This is a genomic window from Paenibacillus sp. S-38 (assembly GCF_049942825.1).
Classification (GTDB): Bacteria; Bacillota; Bacilli; order Paenibacillales; family NBRC-103111; genus Paenibacillus_G.
In genome coordinates this window covers 6,382,171-6,396,905 of the sequence record NZ_CP187970.1, presented here as the reverse complement: position 1 = coordinate 6,396,905, position 14,735 = coordinate 6,382,171, and the positions used below count along the sequence as shown (strand labels likewise).

The 14,735-nt window shown below is 59.0% G+C and carries 11 protein-coding genes; 10 read left to right on the top strand and 1 reads right to left on the bottom strand.

Annotated features, from left to right (window positions below):
* Nucleotides 1–166: 166 nt before the first annotated feature.
* From ACP26L_RS28035 to ACP26L_RS27990, 10 genes are all read left to right on the top strand, one after another.
* A complete protein-coding gene (locus ACP26L_RS28035) occupies nt 167–1,711 on the top strand; it encodes a response regulator transcription factor (protein WP_426448383.1) in 1,545 nt (514 codons plus the stop codon).
* Nucleotides 1,712–1,732: 21 nt separating this feature from the next.
* Nucleotides 1,733–3,517 (top strand): cache domain-containing sensor histidine kinase, encoded by a 1,785-nt coding sequence (locus tag ACP26L_RS28030; RefSeq protein WP_426448381.1) that lies wholly within the window; start codon nt 1,733–1,735, stop codon nt 3,515–3,517.
* A gap of 189 nt (nt 3,518–3,706) precedes the next feature.
* Nucleotides 3,707–5,005 (top strand): ABC transporter substrate-binding protein, encoded by a 1,299-nt coding sequence (locus ACP26L_RS28025; protein WP_426448379.1) that lies wholly within the window; start codon nt 3,707–3,709, stop codon nt 5,003–5,005.
* A 129-nt stretch (nt 5,006–5,134) separates the two neighbouring features.
* Nucleotides 5,135–6,034 (top strand): carbohydrate ABC transporter permease, encoded by a 900-nt coding sequence (locus tag ACP26L_RS28020; RefSeq protein WP_426455119.1) that lies wholly within the window; start codon nt 5,135–5,137, stop codon nt 6,032–6,034.
* Nucleotides 6,027–6,851 (top strand): carbohydrate ABC transporter permease, encoded by an 825-nt coding sequence (locus tag ACP26L_RS28015; protein ID WP_426448378.1) that lies wholly within the window; start codon nt 6,027–6,029, stop codon nt 6,849–6,851. Before ACP26L_RS28020 ends, ACP26L_RS28015 begins: the two co-directional genes overlap by 8 nt.
* A 243-nt stretch (nt 6,852–7,094) precedes the next feature.
* Nucleotides 7,095–8,045 carry an ABC transporter permease gene (locus ACP26L_RS28010; protein ID WP_426455117.1) on the top strand — a complete coding sequence of 317 codons (951 nt, stop codon included), beginning with the start codon at nt 7,095–7,097 and terminating at the stop codon, nt 8,043–8,045.
* A gap of 18 nt (nt 8,046–8,063) precedes the next feature.
* Nucleotides 8,064–8,942, top strand: coding sequence for a carbohydrate ABC transporter permease (locus tag ACP26L_RS28005; RefSeq protein WP_426448376.1), 879 nt, complete (start codon nt 8,064–8,066; stop codon nt 8,940–8,942).
* A gap of 80 nt (nt 8,943–9,022) precedes the next feature.
* Nucleotides 9,023–10,612, top strand: a complete 1,590-nt coding sequence (locus ACP26L_RS28000) for an extracellular solute-binding protein (protein WP_426448374.1) — start codon at nt 9,023–9,025, stop codon at nt 10,610–10,612.
* 77 nt (nt 10,613–10,689) lie between these two features.
* A complete protein-coding gene (locus ACP26L_RS27995; protein ID WP_426448372.1) occupies nt 10,690–12,561 on the top strand; it encodes a histidine kinase in 1,872 nt (623 codons plus the stop codon).
* A complete protein-coding gene (locus tag ACP26L_RS27990; RefSeq protein ID WP_426448370.1) occupies nt 12,546–14,159 on the top strand; it encodes a response regulator transcription factor in 1,614 nt (537 codons plus the stop codon). Before ACP26L_RS27995 ends, ACP26L_RS27990 begins: the two co-directional genes overlap by 16 nt.
* Nucleotides 14,160–14,215: 56 nt before the next feature.
* Here ACP26L_RS27990 and ACP26L_RS27985 read toward each other — a convergent pair whose 3' ends face one another.
* Nucleotides 14,216–14,692, bottom strand: coding sequence for an Lrp/AsnC family transcriptional regulator (locus ACP26L_RS27985; protein WP_426448368.1), 477 nt, complete (start codon nt 14,690–14,692; stop codon nt 14,216–14,218).
* Nucleotides 14,693–14,735: the final 43 nt, after the last annotated feature.

Below are 14,735 nucleotides of genomic sequence, written 5' to 3'. Positions count from 1 at the left end.
GAATTCATCTGTTTTTTTGGAGGGCCGAACCGTACATCCAGCATCTGGAATCGTTCCAGAGTGCCGGGATTTGATACAATGGGCGTAAGATTTGCCTAAAGCGGGTGCACCGTGGTATACAACGGATACATAGAAAACCAACACTAAAGCGCAGGGGGTCTGGCCGGTGAGCGAATACTGCAAGGTATTGATCGTGGATGATGAGCTGCTGGTGAGGCAGGGAATCAGGCACCACCTGAACTGGGAAGGAGAGGGCTTTCGAATCGTGGGCGAGGCGGCGAACGGGCAGGAGGCCTTGGCCCGAATCGAGGAACTGCGCCCCCACATCCTTCTAACGGACATCGTCATGCCGGTGATGGACGGGGAAGAGCTGACCCGGATTGTCAAAAGAAACTATCCGGAGATCGAGGTCATCGTGCTGAGCAGCTTCAGCGAATTCGCCTACGTGCGGTCCTCATTCCAGAGCGGGGTCGCCGACTACATCCTGAAGCCGAGCCTGGAATCCCAGGAGCTGCTGCGGGTGCTGAAGAATACGGCCGACCGCATTCCCGAGCTGAAGCTGCAGGCGGCCGACGAGGGCCGGGCGTCGATCGAGAGCCTGATCGACAAGGCGGTGTCCGGCTATCCGCTGCCGGACAACCCGGCGGCCTGGGCCGATGCGCTGCCATACGGCCGCTTCGCTCTGCTCGGCTGCATCCTGCCCGGCAGTGCCGGCGGCCACGGGGACAGCGCGGCGGCGGACCGGCTCGCCGCCATGGCCGAGCGGGAGCTGCGCACGCATCTTGTGTCATACGTTTGCCACAGGGTGCCTTCGCCCGGCCACTTGGTGCTGCTCGTGAACGCCGAAGAGGGCGCGCTCGGCCGGCTGCCGGAAGCAGCCAAGGCTCTGGCTGAGGCGGGCAGAGAACAGGTGCCCGATCTGCTCTGGGCCGTTAGCGGGCCGTTCGGCTCGTTCGCGGAGCTCGGCACCGTGCACCGCGGGGAGCTGCTGAAGCTGCTGCAGCAGTACCGCTTCTTTTTTCCGGAGGCGGGCTTTCTTGCGAAGCGCATGCTTCCCCCACGGCCGTCGGCGCTGCCGGAGTTTGAGGTGGGGCGCTACACCGAGGAGCTGAAGCGCGGACAGATCGAGCCGGCCTTCGGGCGGCTGCGGGACTATGCCGCCGCCTTCGTCCGGGACTATGAGACGGATGTGTTCGAGCTGAAGGCCTTCTTCGTCAATCTTCTGTTCCATACCACGCTGGCGCTCGGCGAGGCGGGGCTTGACGTGAAGCGGCTCGATGAGGAGAAGTACGCGTACTTCAAGGGCATCGACGAAGCGCAGTCGGCCGCCAGCGTATTGGAGCTTCTGGACGCGTTCCTCGAGGAAGCTGCCGCATGCGAGGAGCCCCGCGTCGACGCCAACATGAAGCGGCTGCTCGCGTACATTCACGAGCATTACAGCGAGCCGCTGACCTTGTCGGAGGTGGCGAAGCATTTTCACTTCAACCCGTCCTACCTCTCGAGCTACTTCGCGGCGAACAGCAAGGAGGGCTTCAACGAATACGTGAACCGCATCCGGATCGAGGAGGCGGCCAAGCTGCTGCGGACCGGCGATGTGGCGATCTCGGATATCGGGGCCCGGGTGGGATACGCGGATCACAGCTACTTCTGCAAGGTGTTCAAGAAGTTCACAGGGATGTCTCCCAGCCGCTACCGCAAGAATCATACGTGACGAAACCGGGGGAGAGAGACCTTGAAGCTCATCAAATCGTTATGGGGAAGATGGAAAAAGAGCCGCTTGTTCGTGAAGCTGATTGCCGTGATGGTGGTCAGCATCGTGTCCGTATCGGCGGCCACATCCTGGATTACGCTGCATATGTCGGTGAAGCTCTTCACCGAGACGTTCGGGATCACCAACGCGAAGGTCATCTCCCAGATCAAGACCAACATGGACTCGTTCCATTATACGGTGATTACCGCCGCCAATAATGTGTTCCAGAGCGGGACGGTCAAGTCGTTCCTGACGGAAGGGGACAGCGACTCCCTGACGATGGCCCGGCAATACGGCGCGATCCGCCAGGAGATGGACCGGATCCAGTCGATCATCGACGCCTACCAGGTCAGCATTACAATCAGCGGCGTCAACGGCCGGAGCTACTCGACGGACCGGTCTCTGCTGCCGCTGCAGGCCCGGCAGCTTGAGGGATTGGAGATGACGCGCAGGGCCTTGGAGCAGCCGAAGAAGATGACCTACCAGTATTACCGGCCGGGTCCGTCGGATGCGGGAAGCAAGGAACCGCTGATCGTCGCCACGCAGGCGATCCGCGAACGCTCGACCGGAGAGGTCTATGGCACCCTGTATGTGGCGGTCCGGGAAAGCGACTTCCGCCAGTTCTATGCCAGCTTCTCGAGTGTAGGCAACGATGTGTTCCTGCTGGACCGAACAGGCCTCATCGTCTCGAGCAATAAGGAAGATTACAGGGGGGAATATACGCCGGACCTGCTGCGGTATGCCTCGCAGATTACCGAACAGCAGATGCGCACGATGAACGGAAAGGTGTGGGGGAAGGACAGCATTATCCTGGCGGAGGAGCTGCCTTTCTACGATGTGTACCTTGTGAATGTCATTGACAGCGAGCTCGCCTCAGGCCAAATGCTTAACAAGAAAGCCATCGTTCTCACCTGCTCCCTGTTCGTGCTGGGTGCGCTGGTCATCGTCTTCCTCATTACAAGAGGCATGACCCGCTCTCTGACGCTGCTCGTCCGTCAGATGTCCCGGATTACGGAGAATGACTTCACGAACTATATCTCGGTGACGGGAAGCTACGAGACCCGGCAGGTCGGCCAGGCCTTCAATTATATGCTCGATGAGCTCCACGAGTATGTCGACAAGCTGGTAGCCACGCAGAAGGAGCAGCGCAATGCGGAGCTCGCCGCCCTGCAGCGGCAGATCCATCCGCATTTTTTGTACAACACGCTCGCTTCGGTCAAATTCCTGGTGCAGCAGGACAGCAAGGAGAAAGCAGCGGAGACGATTCATGCGCTGATTATGCTGCTGCAGAATGCGATCGGCAATGTGAGCGAGACGGTCACCGTCGAGCAGGAAATCGCCACGCTCAAAAGCTACGTCTTCATCAACCATGTCCGCTACGGGGACCGGGTAAGAGCCAATTTCTTCATCGCGCCCGACTGCCTGCGGTACCATGTGCCGAAGCTGATGATCCAGCCGTTCATCGAGAACGCGTTCTTCCACGGCTTCAACCGCAAGCAGCTGGGCACCGTGCATGTTCTGGTCTCCAGAGACGGGGAGTCGCTCGTCTGCGAGATTGTCGACAACGGGGACGGCATCGAAGGACTGTCCGGGGAACACATGCTGCCGGAGGACGGGGGAAAGAGCCACTTTTTCTCCGGGATCGGCATCAAGAATGTGCATGACCGCATCCTGCTGCTCTACGGGGAGCCTTATGGAGTCACGATTACGAGCCGGTCCGGCGAGGGGACGAGGGTCAAGATCCGGCTGCCGCTTCTGGAAAGCTAAAGAGAATACAAGAAAACCAAAAAGAGTACAAACGGCGGAAGAAAGCGGATACAAATTCACAAATAAAGTACAAAAGCGGACAATGATTCTCCTAACGGCACCGCCCACCCTTTCGGTATGATACCTGTATAAGCGCTTACACATTCGGCTTCAGTTCATACGATCATACTTAATGGGGGAATGAAAACGATGAAGAAAACGATTGCAGTATCCATGGCAGCTCTTCTGCTCTCAGCAGGATGCTCTTCCGGTGCGACCGAGACGCCGAAGAGCGAAAGCGGCGGAGATGCCGGCGCAGTAAAGAACGTTACGATCTGGGCATGGGACCCGAACTTCAATATCGCGGCATTGAACAAAGCGAAGGAAGCTTACCAGGCGAAGAAGGGTGACGCCAACATCAACATCGTGGAGAATGCGCAGGCGGACATCATCCAGAAGCTGAACGCCGGCCTGAACTCCGGCACGACCAAGGGGCTGCCGAACATCGTGCTGATCGAGGACCTCCGGGCGCAGAGCTTCCTGAGCTCTTACCCGGATGCCTTCTACGACCTCTCCTCCGCCATCAAAGGAACGGACTTCGCCGACTACAAGGCCGGCCCGACGTCCTTCGGAGGCAAGCAGTACGGGGTGCCGTTCGACTCCGGCGTGACCGGATTCTACTACCGGACGGACTACCTGGAGCAGGCCGGCTTCAAGGCCGACGACCTCAAGAATATCACATGGGACCGGTTCATCGAGATCGGCAAAGCGGTAAAGGCCAAGACCGGCAAGGCGATGATCTCCCTTGACCCGAACGACCTCGGAATTATCCGGGTGATGATCCAATCTTCGGGCTCCTGGTACCTGGACAAGGACGGCAAGACGCCGACGCTGGCCGGCAACAAGGACCTGAAGGAAGCGTTCGAGACCTATAAGAAAATGATGGAGGCGGACATCGTCCGGATGCACTCCGACTGGAGCCAGTTCGTGGCCGGCTTCAACAACGGCGAAGTGGCGTCGGTGCCGACAGGCAACTGGATCACGCCTTCGATCAAGGCGGCGAAGGACCAGTCGGGCAAGTGGGCGGTGGCGCCGATTCCGAAGATGGCGGGCAATGCCAAGTCCGTGAACGCCTCGAACCTCGGCGGTTCCTCGTGGTACGTGCTTAATGTGCCGGGCAAGGAAGCGGCGGCGGATTTCCTCGCGAAGACCTTCAGCTCCGACGCGGACCTGTACCAGAAGCTGGTGACGGATGTCGGCGCACTCGGTACGCTGAAGGCAGCCTCGAGCGGCACAGCGTATGAGAAAGCCGACGAGTTCTTCGGCGGCCAGAAGATTACCGCCGATTTCGCGGAGTGGACCAAGCAGATCCCGAACGTCAATTACGGCATGCATACGTATGCGGTGGAAGATATCCTGGTCGTCGAGATGCAGAATTACCTGAACGGCAAGGAGATTGACAAGGTGCTCAGCGATGCGCAGGCCCAGGCTCAATCGCAGTTGAAGTAGAAAAATCAAGACGGCAGGGAAGAGCTGCCGGGCGGTGGTGCCCACGGGGCCATGGCCGTCCGGATTGCCTTCCCTCCAGAAAGGAGGCGAGAGAGCAGGATGAATAATACGGCAAAGGCAAAGGCGGTCATGACTTCCACACCGAAGCGAAAGAAGGGCTTGAACGCGAATTACAACCGGGTCGGATGGGCGTTCGTGTTCATGGCCGTCGCCATGATCATCGCATTCTACTTCTACCCGATGGCCGAGGCGCTACTGCTGAGCTTCCAATCGGGCAAGGGCTCGAATCTGACCTACACGGGACTGAACAACTATGAGCGTCTGCTGACGGATACCACGTTCCTCACCACCGTGAAGAACACCCTGATCTACCTGGTGATCCAGGTTCCGGTCATGATCATTCTGGCGCTGTTCATCTCGGTGCTGCTCAACGACAGCAAGCTGAAGTTCAAGGGCTTCTTCCGGACGGCGATCTTCCTGCCGTGCGTGACTTCCCTTGTCGCGTATTCGGTTATTTTCAAATACTTGTTCGCATCGAACGGCCTGGTCAATGCGCTGCTGCTCAAGATCGGACTGATCTCCGGTCCGATCCAGTGGATCACAGACCCGTTCTGGGCGAAGATCACGATCATTCTGGCCATTACGTGGCGATGGACCGGCTACAACATGATTTTCTACCTGTCCGCCCTGCAGAATATCGACAGCTCGATCTATGAGGCGGCCCGGATTGACGGGGCTTCGGCCTTCCACCAGTTCTTCAAGATCACGATTCCGCTGCTGAAGCCGATCATCCTGTTCACCTCGATCACCTCCACGATCGGTACGCTCCAGCTCTTCGACGAGGTCATGAACATCACGAAGGGCGGGCCGGGGAACGCGACGATGACGATCTCGCAGTACATTTATAACCTGTCGTTCAAGTATTCGCCGGACTTCGGTTATGCGGCCACCGTCTCGTATTCGATCCTGATCATGATCGTCGTGCTGTCTATCGTGCAGTTCAAGCTTGGAGGTGAAAAGAATGGGTAAGCTCCGGCGTACGTTCATCTATCTGTTCCTGACCGGGGCCGCCTGCGTCTCGGTCTTCCCGTTCCTGTGGATGGTGATCTCCTCCACGAACCGGTCGGTCGACGTCACGAAGGGCACGCTGCTGCCCGGCTCCTACTTCATGGCGAACCTGCGCAAGCTGCTGGACAGCACGGAACTCATCCAGGCGCTCGCTAACTCCGCCAAGCTCTCGCTGAGCACGACGATCCTTGCGCTGCTCATCGCTTCCTTAGCCGGGTACGGCTTCGAGGTCTTCCGCAGCAAGGCCCGGGACATCGTCTTCACCGTGCTGCTGCTGTCGATGATGATTCCCTTCGCAGCGATGATGGTGCCGCTCTACCGGATGTTCGCCCGCATCTCCCAGGTCGTTCCGGCCATCGGGATCGACACGATGTATGCGGTCGTCCTGCCGACGGTGACCACCGCGTTCCTCATCTTCTTCTTCCGGCAGAGCACCAAGATGTTCCCGAAGGATATGATCGAGGCGGGGCGCATGGACGGGCTGACCGAGCTCGGCGTCTTCTTCCGGCTCTATGTGCCGACGATGAAGACCACCTATGCGGCGGCGGCGATCATCACGTTCATGTCGAGCTGGAACAATTACCTGTGGCCTCTGGTCGTCCTGCAGTCGCCGGACAAGATCACGATCCCGCTCCTGATCTCGAACCTCGGATCGAGCTATTCGCCGGATTACGGCCTGATCATGAGCGCCATCGTCATTGCGACGGTGCCTACCGCTCTCGTGTTCTTCCTGATGCAGAAGCACTTCGTGGCGGGCATGATGGGGTCAGTGAAATAGCTGCTGTACAAGACCATTACGCGAACCGCGTCCTTACTCCAGGGCGCGGTTTTTTGCCGTTCCCGTTCTCCTTCCCAGGCTCAGGCTTCATCACCCGCTGCCCGTCCAAGAGGCCGTTCCTGGTCACCAAACCCGTATAGATGGTCACCAGACCAAAAGACAGCCCGGCTGCCTTCATGGGATAATGTGGGAACAGAAAGCGAATGCATCTGATCAATCAAAGGGGGCATGGAAGCTGTGCAAATGGAATCGGCGGTGAATCCCGCCGTACGGAAGGAGAAGGGGAGGCGCTCCGGCTGGCGGCGGCTGATGGCCCAGAAAGAGCTGCAGCTGATGGTGCTGCCGGGGATTTTGTTCCTGATCGTGTTCAAGTTCTTCCCGATCTACGGCATGCAGCTCGCCTTCAAGGAGCTCTCGGTGACCAAGGGCATCTGGGGCAGTCCATGGGTGGGACTGCAGCACTTCGAGGACCTCTTTACCTCCCCGGCCTTCGGGACGGTCATGTACAACACAGTGATGATCTCGCTGCTGAAGCTCGTGATCCTGACCCCGCTGCCGGTCCTGTTCGCCCTGCTGCTCAACGAGATCCGCTCCTCACGATGGAAGAGCGCGTTCCAGGGGATCTCGTATCTGCCGCATTTTCTCTCCTGGGTCATTGTCGGGGGCCTGATCCTCACGGTGCTCGGCAAGGACGACGGGACGCTGAACAACATCCTGATGGCTATGGGCTTCATCAGCGAGCCGGTCTTCTTCATGGGAACGCCCGAGTATTTCTGGCCGATCCTGATCATTACGGAGAACTGGAAGGAGATGGGCTGGGGCGCGATCATCTACCTGGCGGCCATCGCGGGCATCGACCCCGAGATCTACGAGGCGGCCAAGATGGACGGGGCGAACCGGTTCAGGCAGATGCTGCATATCACACTGCCTTCGATTCTGACGACGATCGTGATTCTGCTCATCCTGCGGATCGGCTACGTGCTCGACGCGGGGTTCGACCAGATCCTCGTGCTGCGCAACCCGGTCATCCAGGAGGTATCGGATATCCTGGACATCCACGTACTGGAGGCGGGGCTGCAGGAAGGCCGGTACGGCTATGCCACGGCGGTCGGGATGTTCAAGAGCGTCATCGGGTTCGCGCTCGTATGGGGCAGCAACGCCATCGCCCGCCGGTTCCAGATGGGCATATGGTAAGGAGGAGGGCATAAGACAATGAAGCGAACGCTTGGAGAGCGGACCTTTGACACACTCAATATCATGCTGATGGTGCTGCTCAGCCTCGGGACCCTGTATCCGTTCATCAACACGCTGGCGATCTCGTTCAGCGACGGGCTGGACGCCCAGAAGGGCGGGATCTACCTGTGGCCCCGCCAATTCTCGGTGAGCTCCTATCAGGTGGTCTTCTCGGACAAAACGATCATCGGCGCGTATATGGTCACCCTGTCGCGGACCGCGCTCGGCATGCTCGTGACCGTATTCTGCACGGGCCTGCTGGCCTACGGCTTGTCCAAGCAGGGACTGATGGGCCGCCGGGCCTACCTGCTCATCTGCGTCTTCTCGATGATATTCTACGGCGGCCTGATCCCGACCTACCTGCTCTACAAGGAGATGGGGCTGCTCAGCAATTTCCTGGTGTACATCATCCCGGGCGCGATCAACGTCTGGTACATGATCCTCATGAAAACCTTCTTCGAACAGCTGCCCAAGGAGCTTGAGGAGTCGGCGATCATCGACGGCTGCGGCTACTTCAGCACGTTCTACCGGATCATCATTCCGGTGTCGATGCCCATCGTGGCCACGATCTGTATCTTCGTCGGGGTTGATCACTGGAATTCCTGGTTCGATGCGTACATCTTCAATAACAATCCGAAGCTGCAGCCGATCCAGACGTTCCTCTACAAGATTATCGCGCTGTCGCAGACGCCGGTCACGAACGCGGCCCAGTCCCAGCTCATGGACCGTCTCAAGGCGAACCAGATGACGATCAAGGCCGCTTCGGTGGTGATCACGGCCGTGCCGATCTCGCTGATCTACTTCCTGTTCCAGAAGCATTTCACCAAGGGGCTGATGGTCGGCGCGATCAAGGGCTAAGGGGTTATCGAAAGAATATAGGATTGTCAAATGAATCTATACCATTTAAGATAAATCTAAATGAATGGGGTGTCCTGCCTATGAAATCCTGGAATAGAAAGCTTCCGCAGACTGTCCTCGCCGTGAGTGTGGCCGCTTCACTGACCGCCTGCTCCGGAGGGGCAGCGAATGAGACGCCGGAGACGCCGGCGGCGGCGGAGAACGCCGACCCGAACGCACCGGTCACGGTACAGGCGTCGTGGATGTACGAGTGGTGGAAGCCCAAAGTGTGGGGCAGCGACCCTGTTACGAAAGCGCTTACCGAGAAAACGGGCGTATCCTTTCAGTTCAATGGCGTATCCGGCGACGGCAACGAGAAAGCAAGCATCATGCTGCTCGCCAAGGACTACCCGGAAGTCATGTGGATGGACCGTGGCCCTGTGCTCGACAAGTATATCGCCGCGGGAGCGCTGTATCCGATCGACGAGCTCGCCGAGAAGTACGGGTACAAGGACATCCTCACGAAGTACATTCCCCAGGGGGCGGTCGATGCGCTCCGCAAGCCGGACGGCCATGTGTACGGCATTCCGAACTGGTTCAACGAGAAGGGGGAGTTCTCCGTCGGCGGCTCCTTCAGCGTAAGGAATGACATCTACGCCAAGCTCGGTGCCCCGCAGTTCAAGACGGTTGACGAATTGACCGAGTACCTGCGCAAGGTCCGCGACAGCAAGCTGACCATTGACGGCAAGGCGGTCTACGGCATCGGCTTCCAGGGCGTGACAGGGAACGTGGAACGGATCGCGAACCTGTGGGGCGCACAGAACGCCAGTTCGCGATACTATGACGCCGGGGAGAAGCGGGTGAAGCATTTTATCCGCAGCGAAGCGACCCTGAATGCCCTCAAGTGGATGAACACGCTGTACAAAGAGAAGCTGCTCGACCCCGAGAATTTCACCTACAAGACGGAGCAGTTCGACGAGGCGGCCGCCAAAGGCCGGTTCGCGGTCATCGTGGCGAACTTCTGGGATCTCTGGAAGGCGAGCGAAGTGCTGAAGCTGACCGACCCGCAGGCCTTCTACAAGGTGGTGCCGCATCCGGCGGGTACGGCCGGCGTGAAGGCGAACGGCGATGGCTATGACAAGACCGGCTGGAACATTGCTGTCATTACCAAGAATGCCAAGAATCCGAAGAAGATTATGGAATTCTTCAACTATTACCTGAGTCCGGAAGGCCAGATTCTCTCCTTCTACGGCATTGAGGGCCAGACGTGGGAGAATGTGAACGGCAAGCCGACGCTGAAGCCCGGCGTCTACGAGGAGATCATGAAGGACTCCGAAGGCTATGGGAAGAAAACGGGCGTCCGCTACCTCGACCTCAACCAGTACCAGAAGTACAACTGGGAGCGGGATGCGGAAGCGCCGGACCGCCGCGAGGACCGGAAGCTCGTGGAAGCGGTGAACTTCGATGCCACGCAGCTGCGCATCCTGACGCTGAACGGTGAGTCGAAGGAGGGGATCGCGTTCGCCAACATGACCTCCGCCATCGACACGGAGCTCACGAAGATCATTATGGCGGGCTCGCAGGAAGACGTTGTTACGCTGTACAACGAGCTGATCAAGAAGCTCGAGAAGCAGGGGCTGAAGGGGGTCGAGGACGCCTGGACGGCCATGTATAACGAGAAGAACAAGTAAGACATGGGCAGCGGAGCTGACCGGTCCGGAGGGTGCGGACGGGTTGGCTTCGCTATCGCCGTTCGGAGGGTGGGACTATGAAGATCCGTACGTCACTGCAGCTCAAAATGATCGCGGCCTTCGCGCTGGTGCTGGCGCCGCTGATCATTTTTCTCTATTACATTACGCTCTATTCGATGGACGTGGTCCGGGTGCAGGTCGCGCAGTCCAATCAGAACCTGCTCGCCACGTACGTGCGGCAGATGGACCAGTCGATCGCCGGCATGACCAATTATCTGTACAAGCAGGTGCTCAGCGACACGGACCTGAAGACGGTCGGGATCTACGAATACGGCTCGGAGGCGTACGACCTGTCGCAGGTGGCACTCTCGAAGAAGATGTACATGGAGCTCAACAACCATCCGGTGGCAGGCGCCTTCTTCGTCTATGACAGCGATGCGGACAACTTCATCGTCAGCTACCGGGACAAAGACCTGCAGGACGAGGAGCTCGGTGCGATCAAGGCGCATACGCAGGCGGCCGTGCCCTCCACGGCCTGGAGCGTGGTGACCACCGGGGGGAGCCACTCCCTGCTCAAGGTCGCGTCCTTAGACGGCAGGGTATACCTCGGCGCCTGGGTGCCGTTGTCCGGTCTTACCCAGTCGATCAAGCCGTTCAACTTCGGCCGGGAGGGCGAGATCTTCCTGCTCTCGGGCAAGGGCGTGCCGCTGACCGCCACCACACTTGCCCCACACGATACGGAGCGGCTGCGTCAGCTCCTGGGCGACCGGCAGGAACCTTACCGTATTCTTGCCGATTCGCAGGGGGGCGGCGGCAGCCGGCTGACCCTGTGGATGAAGCTCGGTGAGACCGACCTGTTCCTTGTGATTTCGATTCCGGAGAAGAACGTGCTGCTGCAGCTGCCTTTTTACAAGAAGATGATCTACGTGATTCCTCTCCTCTGCATAGCGGTGCTCTGCGTCTACTACTTCATCCTGCGCCGGATTCTCCTGGTGCCGATGAGCCGGCTGCTCGGAGGGATGCGCAAGATGGTCCATGGCGACCTGAGCGTGCAGGTGAAGGAGGAGCCTTCCAGCGAATTCTCCTACCTGATCCAGACCTTCAACCAGATGGGGGCCGAAATCCGCGATCTCAAAATCGACAGGTACGAGGAACGGCTGAAGGTGCAGCGGGCGGAGTTCAGGTACCTGCAGGCGCAGATCAACCCGCATTTTTATCTCAACACGCTTAATATTATCTACAATGCCGCGGTGCTCCGGGAGATGGAGACCGTGAAGACGCTTGCCCTGCATCTGGCTGAGTTCTTCCGCTTCCGCATCCGCAAGAATACCGACGAGGTGCCGGTCCGCGAGGAGATCGCGTTCATCGAAGGCTATCTGGCGATCCAGAAGGTGCGCTTCCCGGATACGCTGACCTGCCGCATCGACGTCGATCCGGCCTACGAAGGCTTGATGATCCCGCCGCTGACAATTCAGACCCTGGTCGAGAACTGCATGGTGCACGGCTTCAAGGGGGAGATCGAATCGCTGCAGATCGAGATCCGGGTGACGGGATCGGACGGGGGAGCTGCCGGATATGCGGAGACTGCCGGGTATGTTGAGCCTGATGGGAATGTGGAGCCTGATGGAAATGTGGAGCCTGCTGGATATGTTGAGATCGAAGTGAGGGATAACGGGGTGGGATTTACCGAGGAGAAGCTTCAGGCGATGAATACCCGCGCTTACTTCACGAATGTCTCGGATTCGGACAGCCATATCGGCCTGTGGAATGTGTACCACCGGCTCCGGATGAAGCATGCGGACCGGGCGTCGATCTTATTCCGCAATCTGGAGCCGCATGGGGCGGCGGTTGTCCTAAGGATACCGGCCGTACCGGGACGCTCCGGGGCGGAAGGGAAAGAGGAAGCCGGCAGCAGCGGGGAGGGAGAGGCGTCATGCATTCTTTATTGATCGTAGACGACGAAAGAACGGCGGTCCGCGGCTTGTCGCAGGGGATCGAATGGTCGGAGCTCGGGGTGAGCGAGGTCTATGAAGCATACAATGCCAAGCAGGCCAAGGAACTCCTGGCCGCGCACGACATTCACCTTCTGATCTGCGATATCGAGATGCCGGGGCAGAGCGGCATTGAGCTGCTCGAGTGGGTCAACGAGCATTCGGAGGGCACCGTATCGATCTTCCTGACGGGCCATGCCGACTTTCAGTACGCCCGCAAAGCGCTCCAGCTCGGGAGCCAGGACTATCTGCTGAAGCCGGTCAGGCACGAAGCGGTCCAGGATGCCGCCGGGCAAGCGCTGGCGAGGTGGAGGCAGAACCGGCAGACCCGGTCCTTCGGCGAGCTGCACGAGCAGTACGTGCGGCAGTGGGAAGCGCAGCTGCCCTATCTGGTCGAGCGGTTCTGGCAGGATCTCGTCAACCGGCGCACCACCCCCCGTCCGCATGAGCTCGAAGCCGCGCTGAAGCAGTACGGGATTCCCCTGCGGGGGGAGGACGGCGTGCTGCCGATCCTGGTCTCGGTCGAGATGTGGAAGGAGGAGCTGACGGCCAGGGACGAGGAGATCATGGAATACGCGCTGCGCAAGGTGGCTGCGGAGGTGATCCTCGAGGCGCTGCCGGGGACGGTCCTTCTCGACCGCAGCGGGATCAACCTGGTACTGGTGTATGCGCCGTGCGGCCGTACACCGGATATGGATGAGGTCCGGCGTCTGTGCCGGGAGTATGTCCGGTATGGCGAACGGCACTTCAAGTGCAGCCTCTCCTGCTATGTCGGGGAGAGAACGGAGCTGCTGCAGCTTCCCGGGATCTTCCAGGACCTGCTAGAGATGGAGCGGGTCAACGTCTCCGCTTCGGGCACGGTGCAGATGAAGGCGGACGCGCCCGCGGCGGGAGAGCCTCCGGGCGGCGGCAGGACGGCTCCGCCGGTGCCTGTGGCCGACTGGGTGCTGCTCTTCGAGCATGGACGCACGGCGGAACTCATCGGCGGGATCGAGGAGCGCTGCGCCGCGCTGGAGAACAGGGGCAGCCTCAGCAAGGAGGAGCTCGAGTGCCTGTATGCGGGCGTGCTCTACACGCTGTTCACCGCTTTTCACAAAAAAGGGCTGTCGGTGTACGACGCGTTCGGTCGTAGGGATCTCATCGATCCGGTGTCCGGCATCCGCAGCTTCTCCCAGCTCCTTCAATGGGCCGGCAGAGCGGTGAGCACAGGCAGCACGTATTACCAGGCGCACGCCGGAGGCGGCTCCGAGCTGATCGGCAGGGTCAAGCAGTATATTGCCGGGCATCTGCATGAGGAATTCTCACGGGAGGATATCGCCGAGGCGGTCTATCTTAACCCTTCGTACCTCTCGCGTCTGTTCAAGAAGCAGACGGGCGTCTCGCTCTCCGACTACATCATCCAGGAGCGGATGGCGGAGGCGAAGCGGCAGCTGGCAGGCACCGGACTCAGCATCGGCCAGATCGCGGAGGGGGTCGGCTACATGAATGTGTCGCACTTCATTACCATGTTCAAGAAAGTGACCGGCGTGACGCCGATGAGCTACAGGAAGGGGTAGAGGCGGCTGGGCCGCACGGACGGAGGCCGGGACCGAATATAAGCTCCAATCACCGCTTACCCACGTTTGGTCCGCTCTGAAGCGATGGAAATGTTGGGTGCTTCATGGCTTGCCACAAGACTTTTGTCCTCGAACCGCGTGGAAAGAACGACGAGCGTCGTTGAAAATCCGAATGCATTGCAAGCTTCAAGAAAGGCGGCCAACGATTCGCTTGTCTCGGTTACAACCTTCAACAAATAATTATATTCTCCGCTGGTTCTGTATAAATCGACGATCTCGGGTGCCGCTTCACTGAATGCTTCGAACTCCTTGCAGTTATTGGACTTGAACAGTACAAACGCGGTGGTATACTTGCCCAGCTTGGTCGGGGAAATATCCGCCCGATAACCGGTAATGACCTCCTGTTCCTCCAATTTTCGAAGTCGTTCGGTAACCGCCGGTTGTGACATGGCAATCATTCGACTCATCTCTGAAACGGTAATTCGGGCATGATCATGAAGAATGGACAATATTTTATAATCGATTTGGTCCATTAAGGGAACACCTCATTTTTATATAGTTAGACTCGGAAACAAC